This window comes from Spirosoma sp. (genome assembly GCF_026391055.1).
Lineage (GTDB): Bacteria > Bacteroidota > Bacteroidia > Cytophagales > Spirosomataceae > Spirosoma.
Window position 1 is genome coordinate 798,520 of record NZ_JAPLET010000026.1, and the last position, 19,851, is coordinate 818,370.

At 49.7% G+C, this 19,851-nt stretch carries 19 protein-coding genes; 10 read left to right on the top strand and 9 right to left on the bottom strand.

What is annotated here, in order from left to right:
* Window positions 1–7 precede the first annotated feature (7 nt).
* Window positions 8–2,248 carry an ATP-binding protein gene (locus NT073_RS26775; RefSeq protein ID WP_297379873.1) on the bottom strand — a complete coding sequence of 747 codons (2,241 nt, stop codon included), beginning with the start codon at window positions 2,246–2,248 and terminating at the stop codon, window positions 8–10.
* Between the two features lie 215 nt (window positions 2,249–2,463).
* Between NT073_RS26775 and NT073_RS26780 the strand changes: the two genes are divergently transcribed.
* The gene (locus NT073_RS26780; protein WP_297379875.1) at window positions 2,464–3,651 is read left to right on the top strand and encodes a hypothetical protein; all 1,188 of its coding nucleotides are present in this window, start codon (window positions 2,464–2,466) and stop codon (window positions 3,649–3,651) included.
* 58 nt (window positions 3,652–3,709) lie between these two features.
* Here NT073_RS26780 and NT073_RS26785 read toward each other — a convergent pair whose 3' ends face one another.
* Window positions 3,710–4,384, bottom strand: coding sequence for an outer membrane beta-barrel protein (locus NT073_RS26785; RefSeq protein WP_297379877.1), 675 nt, complete (start codon window positions 4,382–4,384; stop codon window positions 3,710–3,712).
* 332 nt (window positions 4,385–4,716) lie between these two features.
* Here NT073_RS26785 and NT073_RS26790 point away from each other — a divergent pair, with 332 nt between their 5' ends.
* Complete coding sequence (locus tag NT073_RS26790) at window positions 4,717–6,477, top strand: DUF885 domain-containing protein (protein ID WP_297379879.1); 1,761 nt, start codon at window positions 4,717–4,719, stop codon at window positions 6,475–6,477.
* A 65-nt stretch (window positions 6,478–6,542) separates the two neighbouring features.
* On the opposite strand, the gene NT073_RS26795 is transcribed toward NT073_RS26790, so the two are convergent.
* Entirely contained in the window at window positions 6,543–7,535 is a 993-nt protein-coding gene (locus NT073_RS26795; RefSeq protein ID WP_297379881.1) for a GRP family sugar transporter, read from the bottom strand.
* Between the two features lie 133 nt (window positions 7,536–7,668).
* On the opposite strand from NT073_RS26795, the gene NT073_RS26800 reads away from it, so the two are divergent.
* From NT073_RS26800 to argH, 4 genes are all read left to right on the top strand, one after another.
* On the top strand, window positions 7,669–8,112 hold the full coding sequence (locus NT073_RS26800) for a DMT family transporter (RefSeq protein WP_297379884.1): 444 nt from the start codon (window positions 7,669–7,671) through the stop codon (window positions 8,110–8,112).
* Between the two features lie 64 nt (window positions 8,113–8,176).
* A complete protein-coding gene (locus NT073_RS26805; RefSeq protein ID WP_297379887.1) occupies window positions 8,177–8,797 on the top strand; it encodes a hypothetical protein in 621 nt (206 codons plus the stop codon).
* A 55-nt stretch (window positions 8,798–8,852) separates the two neighbouring features.
* The gene (locus tag NT073_RS26810; RefSeq protein WP_297379889.1) at window positions 8,853–10,115 is read left to right on the top strand and encodes an MFS transporter; all 1,263 of its coding nucleotides are present in this window, start codon (window positions 8,853–8,855) and stop codon (window positions 10,113–10,115) included.
* 125 nt (window positions 10,116–10,240) lie between these two features.
* Window positions 10,241–11,578 carry an argininosuccinate lyase gene (gene argH / locus NT073_RS26815; RefSeq protein WP_297379892.1) on the top strand — a complete coding sequence of 446 codons (1,338 nt, stop codon included), beginning with the start codon at window positions 10,241–10,243 and terminating at the stop codon, window positions 11,576–11,578.
* An 85-nt stretch (window positions 11,579–11,663) separates the two neighbouring features.
* Here the strand turns inward: argH and NT073_RS26820 are convergent, their stop codons facing one another.
* Window positions 11,664–12,530 carry an ATP-binding protein gene (locus NT073_RS26820; RefSeq protein ID WP_297379894.1) on the bottom strand — a complete coding sequence of 289 codons (867 nt, stop codon included), beginning with the start codon at window positions 12,528–12,530 and terminating at the stop codon, window positions 11,664–11,666.
* A 198-nt stretch (window positions 12,531–12,728) separates the two neighbouring features.
* Here NT073_RS26820 and NT073_RS26825 point away from each other — a divergent pair, with 198 nt between their 5' ends.
* Window positions 12,729–12,938, top strand: coding sequence for a hypothetical protein (locus NT073_RS26825; RefSeq protein ID WP_297379896.1), 210 nt, complete (start codon window positions 12,729–12,731; stop codon window positions 12,936–12,938).
* Window positions 12,939–13,009: 71 nt separating this feature from the next.
* Here NT073_RS26825 and NT073_RS26830 read toward each other — a convergent pair whose 3' ends face one another.
* Complete coding sequence (locus NT073_RS26830) at window positions 13,010–14,260, bottom strand: MFS transporter (RefSeq protein ID WP_297379898.1); 1,251 nt, start codon at window positions 14,258–14,260, stop codon at window positions 13,010–13,012.
* Window positions 14,261–14,318: 58 nt separating this feature from the next.
* Between NT073_RS26830 and NT073_RS26835 the strand changes: the two genes are divergently transcribed.
* On the top strand, window positions 14,319–14,981 hold the full coding sequence (locus NT073_RS26835) for a phosphoribosylanthranilate isomerase (protein ID WP_297379901.1): 663 nt from the start codon (window positions 14,319–14,321) through the stop codon (window positions 14,979–14,981).
* Window positions 14,982–15,091: 110 nt separating this feature from the next.
* Here the strand turns inward: NT073_RS26835 and NT073_RS26840 are convergent, their stop codons facing one another.
* Window positions 15,092–15,514 carry an Hsp20/alpha crystallin family protein gene (locus NT073_RS26840; RefSeq protein WP_297379903.1) on the bottom strand — a complete coding sequence of 141 codons (423 nt, stop codon included), beginning with the start codon at window positions 15,512–15,514 and terminating at the stop codon, window positions 15,092–15,094.
* A 326-nt stretch (window positions 15,515–15,840) separates the two neighbouring features.
* Here NT073_RS26840 and NT073_RS26845 point away from each other — a divergent pair, with 326 nt between their 5' ends.
* The gene (locus tag NT073_RS26845; protein ID WP_297379905.1) at window positions 15,841–17,181 is read left to right on the top strand and encodes a tetratricopeptide repeat protein; all 1,341 of its coding nucleotides are present in this window, start codon (window positions 15,841–15,843) and stop codon (window positions 17,179–17,181) included.
* Between the two features lie 109 nt (window positions 17,182–17,290).
* Here NT073_RS26845 and NT073_RS26850 read toward each other — a convergent pair whose 3' ends face one another.
* Window positions 17,291–18,061 carry an AMP nucleosidase gene (locus NT073_RS26850; RefSeq protein WP_297379908.1) on the bottom strand — a complete coding sequence of 257 codons (771 nt, stop codon included), beginning with the start codon at window positions 18,059–18,061 and terminating at the stop codon, window positions 17,291–17,293.
* 187 nt (window positions 18,062–18,248) lie between these two features.
* Here NT073_RS26850 and NT073_RS26855 point away from each other — a divergent pair, with 187 nt between their 5' ends.
* Entirely contained in the window at window positions 18,249–18,692 is a 444-nt protein-coding gene (locus tag NT073_RS26855) for a type I restriction enzyme HsdR N-terminal domain-containing protein (RefSeq protein WP_297379909.1), read from the top strand.
* 65 nt (window positions 18,693–18,757) lie between these two features.
* On the opposite strand, the gene NT073_RS26860 is transcribed toward NT073_RS26855, so the two are convergent.
* Window positions 18,758–19,327: a YceI family protein gene (locus NT073_RS26860; RefSeq protein WP_297379911.1), complete on the bottom strand. Its 570-nt coding sequence runs from the start codon at window positions 19,325–19,327 to the stop codon at window positions 18,758–18,760.
* Window positions 19,328–19,385: 58 nt separating this feature from the next.
* The gene (locus tag NT073_RS26865; protein ID WP_297379913.1) at window positions 19,386–19,841 is read right to left on the bottom strand and encodes a MarR family transcriptional regulator; all 456 of its coding nucleotides are present in this window, start codon (window positions 19,839–19,841) and stop codon (window positions 19,386–19,388) included.
* Window positions 19,842–19,851: the final 10 nt, after the last annotated feature.

Below are 19,851 nucleotides of genomic sequence, written 5' to 3' on the forward strand. Positions count from 1 at the left end.
ACTCTGTTCAATCAGCGGGTGTTATGGGAAAGGAAACATGGAATACGGTGCCCTGGTTCGGTTCGCTATGAAACCAGATTTTGCCCTGATGGCGATTGATAATTCGTTTCACGATAGCGAGCCCAACGCCGGAGCCTTCAAAGTTACGGGCGTTTTCCAGACGCTTGAACAAATCGAACATCTTCCCCGCCTGCTTCATATCAAAACCGATGCCGTTATCTTCTACCGAATAAATAACCTCCCCATCCGTTTGGTGTCCCTTTACCCGAACAACGCCCTCATGAGCGAGTTGCGTGTATTTGGCAGCATTGCTCAGCAAATTCGTAAACAACTGCAATGCCATAGTGGGGTCGGCTACAATAGGGGGCGTATCTCCAATTTCAATGCGTAATGACCGATCTTTTTCGGTAACCAGAATCTCTTCCCGAATTCCCTCCAGCACTTGTTTCATATTGATGGTCTGCGTGTCCAGTTCGGTACGCCCCATCCGCGAATAATACAGGATGTGGCGAATCAGTCGGCGCATTCGTTCCGTTGAGTCAATCACTTTCTGAAACAAGGCCTGAGCATCGGGCGTAAAATCCTGCCCGTACTCTTCGAGCAGAATCTCGGCGTAGCAGCGAATGGACGACAGGGGCGTGCGCAGGTCGTGCGACACTGTATAGCTGAACGCATCGAGTTCATCATAAGCCAGTTGCAGGCGCTGGTTGAGCAGCCGTATCTCGTTGGCCTGGCGGGTCACGATCTGTAGAATATCCTCCCTCAGTTTCACCACAACCGAAATTTCAGCTTCAGTCCAGGGGCTGGATGTATTCCGGACAATTTCGGTCCAGGCTGCAAAGCTGGTGCGTGGACTGAGTCGGCGCATCCCGCCGTCCTCAACGGTTACGGGTTTGTCCGGATTACCCGCCCAGGTAACCTGTTGAACCTGCTCAGGCTTGAACCATAAAAGATATTCGTTCAGCTCCCGCGACAGCACAATGGCCAGCAACCCTGCCCCAACGGCTCTGAACTCTTCGGCGGGTGGGTACAAGGCCGGCAGTCGGTTCGTTTCCAGAAACGACTCGGTTGTGGCTGTCCCCATCCAGTCGGTCAGCGCTCGTATGGCCTTCTCATCGGGTGTTTGGCCAAGCCTATAAACTTTGTTGTTAAAGACCAGGGCGGCACCGGTGGCATCGGTAACATCGAGAGCCGTTACGGGAAGTTTGGTGAGAGCCCGAACTACATCATCACTAATCAGCAGCTGCTCATGCAGTTGCTGACCTGTCTGCTGGTATTGCAGCAGATTTGTCTGGTCTTCTTTATCCTTCCGAAACTCCAGGGCGGCCGATAACAACTGGCTGACGAATTTGGCAGCCTGACGGGCGGTAAAATCAGAAAAATGGGGTGTACTGTTATGGCAGGAAATGAGCCCCCATAACTTTCCCCGATACAACAGGGAAATACTCATGGATGCCTGCACACCCATGTTTTTCAGATACTGGATATGCACCGGCGATACAGCCCGCAGTACGGAATGCGTTAAGTCGAGTGGTTCATCGGCGGGCCAGCCGGGTGCCGACAGGATAGGCGATGGCACACTGCTTACGTCGGCGATGAGTCGCACCAGATTGATAGTATATAATTCACGGGCCTGACGCGGAATGTCGGATGCGGGGTAATGTAAGCCCAGAAACGACTCCAGATGCTCGTCTTTTTCCTCAGCTACAACCCGCCCGTGCCAGTCTTCATTGAATTGATAGACCATGACCCGATCAAAACCGATTATGGTTTTAACTCGCCGGGCGGTATTTTGCAGCAGTTCAGCCAGCGTCCGGCTCGATTGCACTTCGGTTAAAGCCTGCGAAATAAGCTGCTGATTAATTAACGTATTCCGATCATCGCCCACCGGCTCCCACTCAAGCAAAACAAGATGCTGGTGCTGGTGCATGATCAGATTCCAGCTCTTCCCATTCACTGTCATCCGGTGCGGATTCAGCGATTCCCATGACTCATTTCGGCGAGTGACATTCAGGAGTTCGATTAGCGAATTGACAGGCAGGTCGGTAGCCGTGAGCAATGTATCAATGGACTGCCCCAATAGTCTGGCAGCGGGTATCCCTGCTAAATCACTAATATTCTCGCTGGTATGAACAATGGAGTACGTGTCGGGCTGAATGGCGATCAGGTAACCGTGTGACTGAATATGACCGAGAATATGAATAGGCTCCCGATCGCAATTTGTCAGATCAAAACTTTCTGGAATCATTGACTAACAGTCTATGCTAAAGCAACGTAATCGCCAAGACTGCAAACGAAAACGAGACACTGGTCTTTCATAACTAGCCTACTGCAATATAAGCATACTATACCAATCGTTGTAGTAAACTTATTGACTGAACAGCCTATTTGCCGAGGAGAACGAGCGAAAAACCAGTAAATGCCTGGTATTGATTACATTTAATAACCACAATCCCAACGGCTATGTTTCTTCGCAGTTTCAGCTTTCTTTTCCTTTTATCGCTTTGTGCATCAGCCCAGAAGCTAGTACCGCCTGTACTGCACCAGAACCCGGCGGGGGAGCTACAGACGTATCGGGAAAACCTGACCGCCCTTCGAAAGGACCATACGAGCCAACGGGAGTTACCTGATCTGAAATTCTTTCTGTTCGGGATGGGAAATCGACTTAAACTCATCTACCGCAACGGTCGGCTACTAAACGCCCTGACGGGCAACATTGAAGAACAGTGGAAAGTGAAAGAAGAACTAATTGTACCATCGTCCTATCTGGTTCACCTGGTTCTGGCGGATGGACAGATTGTGCAGATTCTGGAGAATGAAACGGGTGTCTGGCTGCTGCAACCTACCAAACGGCCCCGGCTCATTCCAGGCACTCGCAGCCGGTTGAACCTCCCCCAGTTTGCTGATAAACGCTTTGGGCCGGTGCTCCGGGTACTGCATCAGGAACTCTTGATCAACATTATTCATGGCCGTCCGGCCCCTAATTTCCTGGTTTATCCAAAGCCCCGGTACCGCGATGCGGCAATTATGAGTATGGCCCTGCGCGAAACAACCAACTTAGCCTTGATACAGGACTGGATTATGGCAATTCGCGATCCATTCGATCGAAACAATCAGGGTATTGCCGAAGCTGATAACTTGGGAGAGGTGCTCTTTTTGGTGTCGCTGGTGTCCGGCAAAACCCATCCGGTAGTACAAATGGTGCTGGACTCGGCGGACCGATTCAGGAAAGAAAACTATATACTTGGCCAGACCGACTCTGACGAACACCCTGTATATCAGACCAAATGGCTTAAATACGGACTTAAATTACTAAATCTGCCCGATGCTTATGTCATACCTAAACAGTACGACAGTTACTCGTCGCTGTTCTGGTGGGGATACACGAACGAGCATGTTGCCGGAAAAAAGTTTGATGAGGGTTCGCGTACCAATCGCCCCTATATGGTCTGGGCAGAAGACCATTTTTATCAGGAAAAGCGAGGTATGCTCGGCAACCTGGACTACCCGTTGAGTTGGGAGCAGAAGTCCGGCAACGCCCATTATCCGGCTATGACGGTGCTGGATAAAGACCTGGTTAAGCAGAAACTGGCCTTCCCGCACAGCTGGCACGCAGCCGAGATGTTTTTGCTGCTGTATAAAATGAATTGAGGGATGGTATGTACCTACAGGCTGAAGCCTGTAGGTACATACCATCCCTCAATTCATTTTACCGCGACCCACCAATGGTAAGGCCTGCCTTAACACTGAAGTATGAATTTTTAGCCGTCAAGGTTAATCGATTGGCAGCATTCGTTACACTAAGATCACTTACCAGGTTGTAGGTGCCTTCTATATTCAGTATGCCGTACTTAATGCCTATGCGCCCCAGGCCACCGAAGTTAACTGCTGCTGGCAGCGGATACGAAACGACAGAGCTACTCCCCTGAATCTGATTCGTTTGTAGGCTTTCGGCGGTGTAATAGCCACCAACCCCTACCCCAACATAGGGCCGAATATCTCCGGCGATCTTAACCACGTAATTAGCCGTTGCTACAGCCGATAGCATGGATTTAACCTTACTGTCTTTATAAATATCACCGTCCAGTGCCTCAGAACGCCTGATAAAAGCCTGCTCTACCCGTACGCCAACTTCCAAATTCCGGCTCAGTTCATACTGAGGCTCCACACTGTAAACAAAGCCGGGCTTAACAAAGCTGTTTGTACCCGCCTTATCCACAGGTGACGCAAAGCCCACGCCCAGATTTACCTTAAATGGTTTCTCTATCTTCGACGACTTAACAGGCTTGGCCGGTGTACCAGTGATAGCAGTATCGGATGCCACCGTTTGGCCCTTTACGGCAAAAGAAACCACAACGAACAGGGTAACGAAAAACTTACGCATAAAAAGTTGAGAATTGTGTACTTGATTTTAAACTGGTTTGACTGACATTGACCCCAAAAAGAACCCTTTGGTTCGCAAAGCTGCCTTTATTTTAGTATTTACGCATCAGGCAGCTTATTTCGTTGGCCAACGATTGCCAACGCCGGTATATAGCCTATACAAGTAAAGCGTTATTTACGTTGCAGTGAATCGTCATTCATCCGTCAAAATAATACCTGCTCCTTTTTCCAGATTGCTGTATTAGACTGAAAATATGGTTTTTACAGCCTTGCTTCACACGATTGCGTCAAACTCACTATCTTAGGGCTTACCGATCAAACCCCGCCGTATTCATGCCCCTTTCCATTCGCCAATGCGCTGGTCTCAGCCTGGCCTTTATCTGCTTACACCTATCGCTCAGGGCACAAACGCCGTCGGAGCAACTTCGTCAGGTCATTGACAGCACCTGGGCTTTTGATCTGAGAGAACACCCATTGACGGCCGTATTTGCAGGAAAAAGGACACAGATCGAAAGCCTGGGCGATTACACCGAAGCAGCCATGGCCCGACAGGCCGCTTTTTACCGGAATCAGTTAGCCAAACTCAACGCCATTCCCGCAACGTCCCTCTCGGGACCAGAGCGCGTCAATGCCGAATTGCTCCGGTACACCTTGGAAGATGATGTGGAGCAGTATGACCTGAAAGGCTACCTGAATCCCTTTACGTCCGACTCCGGTCCCCATACCTCTTTACCATTTATTCCCAACTACCTCACTTTTCGCACGGTAGCCGATTACGAGAGCTATATCAAATTACTCAATAGCTTCCCAACCTTCCTTGGCGAGGTTGTTACGCTCCTGCGCGAAGGGGTACGCACCGGTATGACGGCCCCAAAAGTTACACTGAAAGGTTACGAAATAACCTACCGAAACCACATTGTTACGGACCCCACCCGGAGTGTTTTTTACGAACCGTTCCTGCACTTACCCGCGTCGATTGGCCCCGATGAACAGGATCGTTTACAGCAGGCGGGCAAGAAAGCCGTTCTGGACGGAGCCGTCAGAGGATTCAGGGAATTTGGTGCGTTTATGGATGTCGTGTATCTGCCGGGTGCCCGAACAACACTTGCCGCCAGTGAGCTGCCCAACGGTATGGCCTTTTATCAGCAGCGTGTTCGCCATTTTACGACCCTCGACCTATCGGCCGATGCCATTCACCAGTTAGGTTTGCAGGAGGTAGCCAGGATTCAGGCGGAGATGCAGGTACTCATTACAAAAACCGGATTTAAAGGTTCGTTTCAGGAGTTTCTGAAGTTTCTGCGTTCCGACCCTCAGTTCTACGCCAAAACGCCCGTTCAGTTGCTTAAAGAGGCTAGTTACATTGCCAAACAAGCCGACGATAAGCTTCCTGCGTTTTTTGGCAAACTCCCCCGGCAACCGTATGGCGTTGCTCCTGTTCCCGACGCTCTGGCGCCTAAGTACACCAGCGGCCGATACGTGGGGGCGCCCATCAGTAGTAAAACACCGGGGTACTACTGGGTCAATACGTACAATCTGGCGAGTCGGCCGTTGTACACACTGGAAGCACTGACCCTGCACGAAGCCGTACCGGGCCATCACCTGCAATCGGCCCTATCGCAGGAGTTAACCGGTCTGCCCGACTTCCGGAAACGCCTTTACGTCGATTCGTTCGGCGAGGGCTGGGGCCTGTACTGCGAATGGCTGGGTAAAGAAATGGGCTTCTACAAAGATCCGTACAGCGATTTTGGGCGACTCACCTTCGAAATGTGGCGGGCCTGCCGGTTGGTAGTCGACACGGGCATCCATACAAAAGGCTGGACCCGGCAGCAGGTGATCGACTATTTATCATCCCATACGGCCCTGTCCATTCACGACTGCACCACCGAAACAGACCGCTACATCTCCTGGCCCGGTCAGGCTCTGGCGTATAAAATAGGCGAGTTAAAAATCAAGGAACTACGCCAGAAGACGCAAAAGGCGCTTGATAATAAGTTTGATATACGCGTTTTTCACGACCTCATTCTAAGCCAGGGCACCGTCACCATGCCGATCCTCGAACGCATTGTCGATGAATACATTAAGACCGCCCGATAGCCGCTTGTATAAAACAAAACAGGAGCGCTATTGATGGAGCGCGGGTGGTTGTAGCGTCTAACCGGCTATCTGGCGTATAGGATGAGGGTAAGGCCGAGCACGTAGCACACTCCCATCAGCGTCATGTAACGGCTCGATGTTGCCGGAGCTCCTCGAAATTCCTTCCAGATAAACACACCCCACAAAACGGCCACAATGGTCGCTCCCTGGCCTAGCCCGTAACTGATGGCATACCCAGTCTGACCCGACGCCAGCAGACTCGATGCCATACCCAGACACCAGATCATACCGCCCAGCATACCAATCTGATGATTTCGCCGACTCACATCGCCATAGTCAATTTCGCCATCGGCGGGTTTGCTTGCATATCGGCGGAGAATTGGGAGAAACAATGGGGTACTGGCTACTACACCAACCGCAAACAAAACCAGTGCCGTATAAGGTGTCAGTAACCCTGGTGCCGGATCACTAAAATTACTCGCCATGGCACGGGCGACAAAGAAAAAAAAGAAGCTCATCATAAACCCGCCTACCAGCGAGATTGTCAGGCCCTGTGTACTGACAGACCCTTCACCGGCTGTTTTGGCACGATAGGCCAACGCACTGAATACGATAGATAGAAAGATGGCAAAAACGCCCCCAAACAGTAGTTTAATGTTACCTATCGGCGACGATATATAATTTACGATCACACCTAGGATCAGGGCAAGTCCAATCCCAACCGGCATAGCTATCGACAACCCTGCCAGTTCAATACCAATAACGATAAGCATATTGGCAAGGTTAAAAACCAGCCCGCCCAGCAGGGCGTAGATAAAACTTCCGGTGTCGGCCTGCTTAAAATCTGTTAGAAAGGAGCGTCCTTCCGTACCAAGGTTACCCAGCGTCAAAGCCACTAACAAGCTCAAAATCAGTATTCCATATGTATAATCTCGGTAAAAAATTGTTGTGGGGACAGATTGAGTAGCCAATTTTTGAGTATTAGCCCAAGAGCCCCAGCACAGCATTGCCAGAAAGCAGCCAACAACTGCCACTGGATAGTGAGAGATAATAAACATACGGAAGCGATCTTATTTAGGTTAGGAAAGGTGAGCAATTTACGTAATGGCCCCCTTCTGACCAAGTAACTATTTTCCTAAAAAATTAATTAAGCGGTAAGACCAAGAAAAGCCGTTGTTTACCTTTGTACGCATGAATTACATCTATATTTTCTTTGCATTTCTGATCGGTTTGGCAATTACTGTACAGGCTGGCGTCAATGCAAACCTGCGTCAGGCAATGGCCAGCCCTATTCTGGCAGCGGCTGTATCATTTGGCTCCGGCTTTGTGGTTCTGGTCTTGCTGTTTATGGGGTCGGGTGCTCCGGTCCCTTCTCTGGAAGCCATCAAACAGGTGAGCTGGTGGAAATGGATGGGCGGTGTGATGGGAGCAGTCTACATGATAACCGTTATTGTGAGTGTTCAGAAAATCGGGACGGCCAACCTGGTTAGTCTGAGCGTAGCCGGTCAACTGGTAGCGGCCATCATCCTCGACCATTATGGGCTGTTGGGTTTTGCCCTTCATCCGGCCAACGGCTGGCGCCTGTTCGGCGTACTTCTCATTGTGGCCGGTGTGCTGCTGGTGGTCAGAAACTAAGTACAGGGTTTATGGTTTACAGGGTTGGGGATTGGGCCGACCACAAACTGAGCCTTGCAAACTGATGATAAACTACCGCTTTTACCCGTCTCTGCTCAATGTATTCGCCCGTTACGTACGGGGCGAAAATTTATCGGCGCAGGAACTGATTGATTCCATAAACCGCGTACCTACGCCTTCTACAGCCGCTCAGGAGCGGGGCGTTTCGTTCGAAGAGGCCGTGGTAAAAGGTACAAACGAAGACCGTTTCGACCCCGAGATTATCAGAAAAGTCCGGAAACTTCTCCCCCGCCCCATTGTCGATACGCAGGTCTATTGCCAATGGCAAATCGACGATGTCCTGTTTTACGGTTATGTAGACTTAATTGGCAAATTCAAAGCGGTGGACTTAAAAACAACAGCCTCCTACCAGGCAGGTCGCTTTACGCACAACCACCAGAACCTGTATCTGCACGCGCTCAAACGCAAAGGGATAAAGCTGATGGAATACGTAATTGCCGAGTTTCAGCACGACGGCCGCTCGGACGTTTACGTAGAAAGTTATTCACTTACCCATCCAATTGATAAGCAGTTGGAAGAAATCAGGCTGCTGAAGGCATTTCTGGAAGAACACCGGTCATTGATTACGGACCGAAAAATCTTCGTATCCCCCGGCGAAGATGCCGATGCGCGTCGCAAAGTCTGACAACTCTGCCCGATGGTGTGGGACTTGTGCGGTTGTTTACTCGTACCTTTGCCCCATGATTCAGCGCACCGTTCATCTTTACCAGCAGGCTTACCGCGGACTTTCGCCCTCGGTCTGGCTTCTGGCAGGTGTGATGCTTATCAACCGCTGCGGTACGATGGTCTTGCCGTTCATGACGCTCTACCTGACCCAGCATTTGCATTACTCCGTTGAGCGGGCTGGTGTCGTAATGGCCATTTACGGCCTCGGGGCCTTCGTGGGCACCTTCCTCGGCGGACGACTCACCGACCGGTTTGGGTTTTATTACATCCAGCTCTTCAGTCTGCTGTTTGGCGGAGTTGCCTTGCTGGGGCTGCAATTCGTTACTGACTTTTATATACTCTGTGGCAGTGTGTTTATGTTCACGCTGCTCGGCGATGCGTTTCGCCTTGCCAATCAAGCAGCTATTGCCTATTATTCGGAGGTGGGAAACCGCACCCGCGCCTTTTCGCTCAATCGGTTAGCCATAAATCTGGGCTGGGCGGTAGGCGGTGGCCTGGGCGGCTGGATAGCGGGTATCAGTTACAACCTCCTGTTCTGGACCGACGGAATTACCTGCCTAACCGCCGGTATTGTCCTATGGTTCTGCCTGCCAGTACCGGCGAGGATTCCGGCTCCGAAGGTTAATACGGACGATTTACAGGCTACGGTTGTCGGCGCGAAATCTCCCTACCACGACGGTTGGTTCGTTGCTTTTGTCATTTGTTCCTGCCTGTATCTGATAACGTTTATGCAGCTATTTTCCCTTGTTCCCTTGTTTTTCAAGGAAGTGATGCACATGAACGAAGGCACAATCGGGAGCCTGATGGCCCTGAACGGGATGATCATCGTGTGCATCGAAATGGCACTTGTCTATAGTCTTGAACAGAAAAAACGGGCTAAAACCAACCTGATCGTCGCGGGGGTTCTGCTCACGACCCTTTCTTATCTGCTGCTGGCATCGACTAGTAGGATTGCCTTGCCCGCTATGACCATTGCGCTGATTTTTGTCGTGGTTGGCACTTTCAGCGAGATGCTGGCCATTCCGTTCATTCAATCGTTCACCGTCGAACGCGCCAGTCCGGCCACACGTGGGCAGTATCTGGCGCTGGCCGGTATGAGCGGAGCGCTGGCGCAGACGCTTTCTCCGGCAATCGGGTCACAAGTGGTAGCTCATTTCGGCTTCTCCATCCATTGGCTGGTCATTGTGGGTGTCAGTCTCCTTTCAGCAAGTGGGTTCTTATGGCTGGGGCGAAAATTAGCGACAAAGACCTTACCCGAACCGGATGCGCTTGCCTAACGAATTGTTGCCCCAACTTTTTTACGACCTTTGCGGAACGGGAAAGAGCGAAGGGATGAACAGTTCATTTTTTACTCTTTCACTCCGCTTCGGCGGTCCGATTTCACTCTTTCAATCAGTAAGCCTTGAAACTCTGGCAAAAAGAAGGCGTCAGTACCGCCGAACAAATTGAACGCTTCACCGTCGGTCGGGACCGTGAAATGGATCTCTACCTCGCTCCTTTCGACGTGCTGGGCAATCTGGCTCACGCCCATATGCTCGAAACCATCGGCCTGCTTTCGACGGATGAATTGACTATGCTGAATACTGAGTTAAAAACCATTTATCAGCAGATTCAGGCAGGGAAATTTGAAATTGAAGAAGGCATTGAAGACGTTCACTCGCAGGTAGAACTGATGCTGACCCGTGTATTGGGCGATGTAGGCAAGAAAATTCACTCGGGCCGATCCCGTAATGACCAGGTGCTGGTCGATATGAAGCTCTTCTCCCGCGACCGGCTCTGGCGCGTTGCCGAAGCTGTCCGAACGGTATTCGATCGGTTGGTAAGCCGCTCGGAACAGCACAAAGATGACCTGCTGCCGGGGTACACGCACTTGCAGATTGCCATGCCCTCTTCGTTCGGGCTATGGTTCGGTGCCTATGCCGAAGCCCTGGCCGATGATATGCTGACGCTGCAAACGGCCTACCGACTGGCCAATCGCAACCCACTTGGCTCGGGGGCGGGCTACGGCTCGTCGTTCCCGCTGAACCGCAGCCTTACAACCGAACTGTTAGGTTTCGAAGGGATGCACGTGAATGTGGTATATGCTCAGATGAGCCGCGGGAAAACCGAACAAACCGCCCTCACGGCATTAGCTGCGGTAGCTGCTACCCTGTCGAGAATGGCAATGGATATTTGTCTATACAACAGCCAGAACTTTAGTTTTCTGACCCTTCCGGACGCACTCACAACGGGTAGCAGCATTATGCCGCACAAGAAAAACCCCGATGTGGCCGAGCTACTTCGTGCGAAAACCAACCGCTTGAAAGCCCTGCCGATGGAGGTGACGCTGGTGATGAGCAACCTCCCCTCGGGCTACCACCGCGACATGCAGTTGCTGAAAGAAATTCTGATGCCCGCCTTCGACGAAATCCTCGACTGTCTGGAAATTACTGATTTCATGCTGGAGCACCTTCAGGTCAAAGCCAATCTGCTGGATGAGCCTAAATATGACCTGCTCTTTAGCGTTGAGCGGGTGAACGAGCTGGTATTGCAGGGAGTACCTTTCCGGGAAGCTTACCGGACTGTCGGGAAGGAAATTGCCGAACACACGTACGTGCCACCCCGTAACCTGCATCATACACACGAAGGCAGCATCGGCAATCTGGGGAACGACCTCATCAACGAGGCTATGAATCAGGCAATAGCCGGTTTCGGTGCCGATAAAGCCAAGGCAGCTATCCGGCAATTGCTATCAAAATAAAAATCCGGGCTATAAACGTACTGTGTTTATAGCCCGGATTACACTTGTGGCCGACACAAATGAGCCGCCCCTACAGTTCTACATATTATTGCTCTACCCGATACGCAACCAGCGTATTCCGGTAGAAGGTCGGCACAATCAGTAATTTCTTATTGGCAACGTACTCGATATCAGCCGAATTGACCTTCTGTCCGCGGGTATCCATGAGCTGCTCTTTCGTACCATCGGCATTGACATGGAACAGTTGACCATTCCAGTCCGACACGAAGTAATTGCCCTTTCCTTCCGGCACAATGCCATCCGTAGCAGCCATTCCATCGGCCAGTGTGGTAATACCTTTGGTATCTACATCTACCGTACGCAACGCTCCAATTTTGGTGCTGCCGATCATCAGTTTGTTCTTACCAACAGCCAGCACACCGTTCGGTTTGTTGAGTTGCTCACCTTCCAGCCAAACCTCCCACTTATCGTCTTTCAACCGGTAAATTTTATCGTTACGATTATCCGATACGTACACGGTTCCGTCTTTGGCTACGGTTACATCGTTCAGAAAAGCATCTTTACCAACCCCATCCCAAGTTTTTTCGGCCTGGCCGGTTACAGTGTTGATGCACACCAACCGGTAAATATCCGTCACGTAAAGGCGATTTTTGTGCAATCCCATGCCTTTGGGCGCATTCAGGCCCGAGGTCCAGCGCAGGTTTTCAATTTTACCGTCCAGCGTCACTTTGGAGATGAACCCACTTCCATCGAGCCCGTCGGGTTTGCCGTCGATATTGGCAACGTATAAAGTGCTTTTACCATCATACAGTACCGATTCGGGGGTACGTAAGGTACTATCTGTTTCCCAGACTTTAACCAGCTTCACAGGTTTCGGCCGGACGGGCGGAGTCAGCGCAACCAAACCCAAGCTGACAGCGGAAAGGAGTACAAATAAGTTAAAATGCTTCATATCTTGATTGATTATCAGTTGATTAAAAATTTTCATTATTTTTTAGTTGTATGATACCGGGTTAGTTATCGCTCACTGGCTCGTAGACAAAAGACAGAATATAATTTTTCTAACCGGTTCTTTTTTATCCTCTTTATTTTTCAAAACAATAAGGAAACCAAGGTGTTTAAAAATCTCGCACGCTAATAAACAACCGCTATGGAAACTGCTCAATTCCACTCGTATGGGTTGCAAACACCTGTAAGTCAACTTAAAGAAAGCATCCGAGATATGATTCGGTTGCAACGTGATTACCAGATCTCGGATGAATTATTCTGGGAGGTTTTTAACGCCCGAGTTTTGCTCAATGAGCAGATTGACATCGACGAGTTTATCTGTAATCTGCACCTACTGCCAGCCTACGCCTAGCAGAAATTCTGCGAACGTCAGCATCCGCCCGGCTACACACAACAGAGGTAGCCGGGCGGATGTTTTTTTCTCTAGCTTAAGCGCACAGCTAGCAAGGCTTTCGATTTGGCGTACACATAAGTAACAACCACTAGCGTAACAACGCCACCTAGCATAACCGATGGTACTGTACCCAGCAAACGGGCCAGCAAGCCGGATTCAAACGCGCCTATTTCGTTCGATGAACTGACAAAGATGCCGTTTACAGCCGCCACTCGTCCCCGCATGTGATCGGGTGGGAAAATTTGCAGGATCGTCTGACGGATAATGACGCTCACACTATCGAAAGCGCCTGTCAGCCCAAGCATGATGAGGGATAAATAAAAATTGGTTGATAGTGAGAAGATGATTGTAGCCACACCGAACCCGGCTACCGACAACAACATATTGCGCCACGCATTATGCATAGGTGGGTGTTTGGTCATATAAGCCATTGTCAGTAGGGCACCGACTGACGGCGCAGCGCGTAGAAAGCCCAATCCTTCCGCACCTACTTTAAGAATATCTTCGGCAAAGACCGGCAGAATAGCCACCACCCCCCCAAATAGTACCGAAAAGAGATCGAGAGAGATAGCGTAGAGGACAATTTGAGTCTTGAACACAAACCGGAATCCCTCTTTCAAACTTTCGCTAAGTTTCAATACGGGCGAATCTGTAACGGGTGTTGGTTTACGCTCAATTAGCGAAATCAATACAAAACAGAGCAACAGCAGGGCAATAACCACAATTAGGGTATTGTCGAAACCGACCCAGCTGTATAAAAAACCCGCCAAACCCGGCCCTATAATGGCACCTGCCTGCCAGAACGAACTGCTCCAGGTCGCCGAATTTGCGTAGAGTTCACGGGGTACTAAGAATGGCTTGAGCGACGAACTGGCCGGCGAGTAAAATCCCTTGGCAGTGCCAATCAGCATCAGTACTCCATAAATGGTTCCTAAACGGGCCGTTTGCGTCAACCCGGCAGCAAACGCCGGTTGAAAGACCAGATACAGAATAACCGACCCAATCAGAATGACCAGCAAACTCCATTGCAGAATCCGTTTCTTATCACGCCGGTCGGCCAGATGACCGCCAAAAAGCGACAACGCAATGAACGGAATCGCTTCGGCCAGGCCGACCAGACCTAGCATCAGCGGATCGTGCGTGATTTTATAAAGCTCGTAACCCAGAATAACTTCCTGAATCAGCAGGGTAGCTGTAATCAGAAAGCTGTTCATGACGAAATAGCGAAATTCGGGAATTCGAAGAGATGCGTACGTATCGACTGGAGACTGTTGAACCATACATGTGTCGGCTTAACCTATCTTTGCCGCGCGAGTGTTTCTTAATCAACCCAAAATTATGCAATCTCCGTTCCGAACAAGGGTTAAAATTTGCTGCATCAGTAGTATAGAGGAAGCGCAAAAGGCTATTCGACTGGGAGCCGATGCCCTTGGCCTGGTAGGTAGGATGCCCAGCGGCCCTGGTGTAATTAGTGATGACCTGGCAGCTCAGGTTGTTCAGGTTACGCCCCCGCCCATTGCTACGTTCATGCTGACCAGCGAAACTACCGCAGATAACATCCTGGCTCATCAGCGTCGTGTAGGAGCTAATACCATTCAACTTGTAGATGCTGTTTCAGCTGGTACCTATGCGCAGCTCAAGTTTGCTCTCCCGTCAGTAAAACTGGTTCAGGTAATCCATGTTATCGATGAGCGAAACATTGAAGAGGCTCTTCTGGCTATTCAATTGGGAGCCGATACCTTGCTGCTGGACTCGGGAAACCCGAATCTGGCCGTTAAAGAACTAGGCGGCACCGGGCGGATTCATAACTGGCAAGTAAGCCGCCAAATCGTAGAGCAGTCTTCAGTACCGGTATTTTTAGCCGGTGGCCTCAACAGCAGTAACGTCCGGGAGGCCATTGATTCGGTAGGTCCCTTCGGGCTGGATATTTGTAGTGGTGTACGCACTAACGGGCAGTTGGATACCCAGAAGCTGGAAGCATTCATGCGTTTGCTGTCCTGAACAAAACCCGTGTAGTAACGACCGCCAATACGCAGTTGCTACAAAAAATGGGTGACAGAATAGTCTATCACCCATTTAAAACTATACACATCTACTATGATTCCTTACCCTTAGGCAACGGTGATCTCTTTCACCAGTTTCTCTTCTTTCAGTTCAACTTTTGGCAATTCAACGGTTAGAATACCATCGGTATAAGCGGCCTTAATGGCATCGGCATTGACCGTTTTGGGTAACCGAAAGCTCCGCTCAAAAGAACTGAAACCAAACTCGTGCCGAGTAAATTTATCGGTCGTTTCTTCGGTTTTTGCTTCTGACTGATACCCGATCGTCAGTTTGTTGTTTTCTACGTTAATTTTCAAGTCTTCTTTCTTCAAACCCGGAGCGGCCAGTTCGAGCAGGTAGCCAGCCTCGTTTTCTTTAACGTTTACGGCTGGAACGTTAGGCGTCGAATTGTGATACCGATTAATAACCGGACGGTTATAGAAGGGGTTAAAAAACGCGGGGAAGTTGTTATATCGAACTAAAGTTGCCATTGTCTTATGTAGTTTATTGGGTTGTTTACTTACATCTACCTAAGTCAAATCTTATACCAACATTAAATTTCGATTCATTCAGGACATTTTGTCGCTTCTTTATGCGATACCAGTTAAAAACAAGACCTTTTGTCGTGCTTTTTTTGTAAAATTAGCCCATAATATGCTACCTTATCCTCTCTTTTGACAGTTTCTCGTTAACAAAATCGCCATTAGAACGCGACATTCGACGTTATTATACACATTACCTAGCGATAAAGTTACAAGGAACTAAAAACCCAATGCTGCTCATTCAGTAAAAACTCACCATAACTTTTACTGTACATATGAAGCGACATCTATTGCCGGCCGTTTTCCTATTTTTGGGAACCAGTCTTTCTATTCCTGTTACCGCTCAACACACAGCGGCTGAGTTCTTTGAAAGTGGAATTAATCGAAGTAAATCGAGTGATTTTACGGGTGCTCTTCAGGCCTTCAGTATGGCCATAACTATGAACCCCGAAAATGCGCCCAGCTATTACAATCGCGGGCTGGCCAAAGCCAATCTTAAAGACCATCGGGGAGCCATTCTCGATTACGACAAGGCAATCGAACTCAACAGCAAAGACGCCATGGCTTACCTGAGCAGGGGTGTCAGCAAAAGTCGGCAAGAGGACCATCGGGGGGCTTTACTCGACTTTAGCCGTTCCATTGAACTTAACCCAGACGACTCCCAGGCGTATTATAACCGGGGAATTAGCCGAAGTCGTATCGACCAGCATCAGGGAGCCCTTACTGATTTTTCCAAAGCCATCGAGCTGGAGCCAGTCAATGCCTATGCTTATTATGCTCGTGCAATTACCCGACAAAAACTAAACGACTTTGCCGGGAGCTTAACCGATTTTTCGAAAGTAATTGAGATCACCCCAAAGCGGGCACAAGCCTACGCCGGTCGGGGACTGTCGAAAGTTGAACTGAATGACTTTACCAGCGCCATTACCGACTTTAACAAAGCGATTGAGCTGAGTCCGGAAGACGGCGAATCTTACTTTTACCGGGCTTATGCCAAAGGGAAGCTCGACGATTACAAAGCTGCGCTACCCGATTACGAGCGGGCATTAGCCCTGAAACCTGATAACTACCGGGCCTACTACGGGCGGGGTTTCTGCCGAAGCAAACTTGGTGATCAAAAAGGGGCCGTTCAGGATTTTAACCAGGCCATTGAAGTAAACAATGTTTATGTCGACACAAAAGTTGTTTACAATGGCCGCATAAGCCGTGGCATTCTTGATAACCTGCGGAACGTCGTTCAGGAACGCGACAAAATCAACGAGTTGAGCAGCGAACGTGCTGAAGCGTATTTTAGCCGGGGCATCAGCAAAAATAAGCAGGGCGACTCAAAAGCGGCCATTATAGACCTAAATAAGGCCATTGAACTCAACCCTGCCTATGCCGAAGCATATTTCAGCCGGGGTATGATTAAGTCGGCGCAGGGTGATCAGAAAGGAGCCCTCACCGATTGCAACAGCGCGATCAAACTAAAGCCTGGTTATGCCGAAGTTTTCTACGTACGCGGACTCATTAAACACAGCCTCGGCGACGAAAACGGCGGCTGCCTTGACCTGTCCAAAGCCGGCGAACTAGGCTACACCCCAGCTTATAAGGTAATTAGTGACTATTGTAATTAGAAGTTAGAAGTCAGGAGGGATGACCGCACCGGCAGACCGACGTCAGCCAAAAAGCATGCGTCAGCCCTCCTAACTTCTCGCTTATAACCCCCAACTCCTAATACTACCCCTACTCAAACCTCAGGTGCTTCACGGAGTCGCCGGAAGATTCCAGCTCAAGCAGGGCGTCGATGCCGATTTCCAGGTGTACGTTCACAAACTGGCCCGTTACGCGCTTGTCGCTTTCTTCTGTTTTAACGCCTTCCGGCACAAGCGGGTTGTCCGATACGAGCAATAAGGCTCCGTGCGGAATGGAATTGACAAAGCCAACAGTAAAAACGGTAGCCGTTTCCATGTCGATAGCCATGGCCCGGAGTTCGCGCAGGTAATCTTTAAATACCTCATCATGCTCCCAGATACGCCGGTTTGTGGTATATACCGTACCGGTCCAGTAGTCAAGCTCGTAGCGTTTAATGGTTGACGATACAGCCCGCTGCAACCGAAATGAAGGCAGAGCCGGTATCTCGGGACGCATGTAATCATTGCTGGTGCCCTCTCCGCGGATGGCCGCAATCGGCAAAATAAGATCACCCACCTGCGTTTTTTTCAGCCCACCGCACTTACCCAGAAATAATACGGCTTTAGGATTAACTGCCGAGAGCAAATCCATAACTGTGGCGGCCATGGCACTGCCCATGCCAAAGTTTATGATGGTGATGTTATTTGCTGTAGCGGTCTGCATGGCCCGTCCCATCCCGAAAATCTCAACGTCGAATTTCTTGGCGAAGAGTTCAACGTAGTTGATAAAATTGGTCAGCAAAATATATTCGCCAAATACCTCAATGGGGGTGCCGGTATAACGCGGCAACCAATTCTGAACGATTTCTTCTTTTGTCTTCATTGCTTTTCTGATGGGAGGAGTGATGAATTAGGAATCAGACGTTAGGAGTGAGAAGTGAGAAGAGGTGGCGCCAGCAGGGCTAGTTGCACCGCAGCCGATGGCGGACCGGCTATAGCAAAAAGAATGCGCCAGCTCTGCTGGCGCCAGCCCTCCTAACTTCTAACTCCTAATTTCTTATCTTTGAGGTATGGTTGCGCTGAACCTCCCTGTTTTCGATTGTAAAATTAAGCAAGTCGAAGGGAAACCTTACATTTTCGATTCATTACGCCGGAAGTACGTGCGGCTGTCGCCCGAAGAGTGGGTACGGCAGCATATTGTTAATCTACTCTTAACGCACTACGGTTATCCAAAAGCGCTCATTCGAACGGAAGGAGGCCTGGTGTTGAATCAGACCCAAAAACGTACGGACGTTGTCGTTTTTGATCGGCAAGGCCAGCCTTTTCTGGTCGTTGAGTGCAAAGCCCCTCACATTCCGCTCACTCAATCGGTATTTGATCAGATCGCCCGGTATAACCATGTTCATAAGGCCCCTTTTGTGGTCATTTCCAATGGGCTGACCCATTACTGCTGCGGCATCGATCATACCACGGCCGACATCCGTTTTCTGGATGATTTCCCGGCTTTTGTTTAGTCGCATTATTAAACAAAAATCCCTGCCACCGTTGGGTAGCAGGGATTCGTACGGGTAGCAGTACCTTAGTTGGCTTTCACAAGCTCACCAGCGGCACGGATAGCGATCTCATCACTAACAACGGCAGCAGGAATTGTACCCAGAGTAAAATCAGCGCGTTTTACTTCACCCGTTACTTTAAAACCAGCCAGTGTTTTCTTGTTCTGGGGGTTCGTAACAGGACCTGTAATAACGGCATCAAGCGTTACCGGCTTCGTTACACCGTGCATCGTCAGATCGCCCATCAGTTTGTATTTGTTACCAGACACTTTGCTGATCGACTTGCTTTTGAATGTCAGGGTTGGATATTTGGCGGCATCGAAAAAATCGGGGCTTTTCAGGTGACCGTCACGCTTTTCCTGGTTCGTGTTGATGCTACTTACGTCGGCAGTCAGATCAATTTCAGCATCCGTAAAATCAGGTTTCGACGAGGTCATTTTCACGTCGAAGTTCTGGAATTTACCGTCTACTTCAGACAGCATCATGTGTGTTACGGTGAAGTTTAAGCTAGAGTGCGACTTGTCGAGCGTCCAGTTTTGAGCGAAAGCGCTTACTGTAGAGAATAACAGCGCAGCGATCATCGTTACTTTTTTCATCGGTTTGAACTTAATAAATGGTTAGTAAATGATAGTTAAAATAAAAATCGTGCCTAATTCAGGCCCGAAGCCTGTCGAGCAGAAGGCTCAATGATTCAGCCTCTTCTACCGTTAGTTTTTCCTGAAATGACTTGTTTAAGGCATCCTGATGCGTGTCCAGTTGCTTGAGCAGCGCCAGTCCTTTTTCGGTAATAAGTACATCGACAGCCCGGCGGTCGCTGGGGCATTCGGTGCGCAGCACCAGCTTCTTGGCAAGCAGTTTGTCAACTAACCGCGACGCATTCGACATTTTATCGAGCATTCGCTCTGTAATATCCGATACCTTGATAGGGTTCGGATATTGCCCACGCAAAATTCTCAACACGTTGTATTGCTGGAGAGTGAGTTTGAATGGCTTCAACAGTTGTGTCTGGCTACCGGCTATCCAGTTACTGGTGTACATCAAATTCACGAGCACTCGCTGATACGGTGATTTGAAGGGCGCGCTTTGCTTGATGTCAGTTTCTATAGACATGCCACAAAGA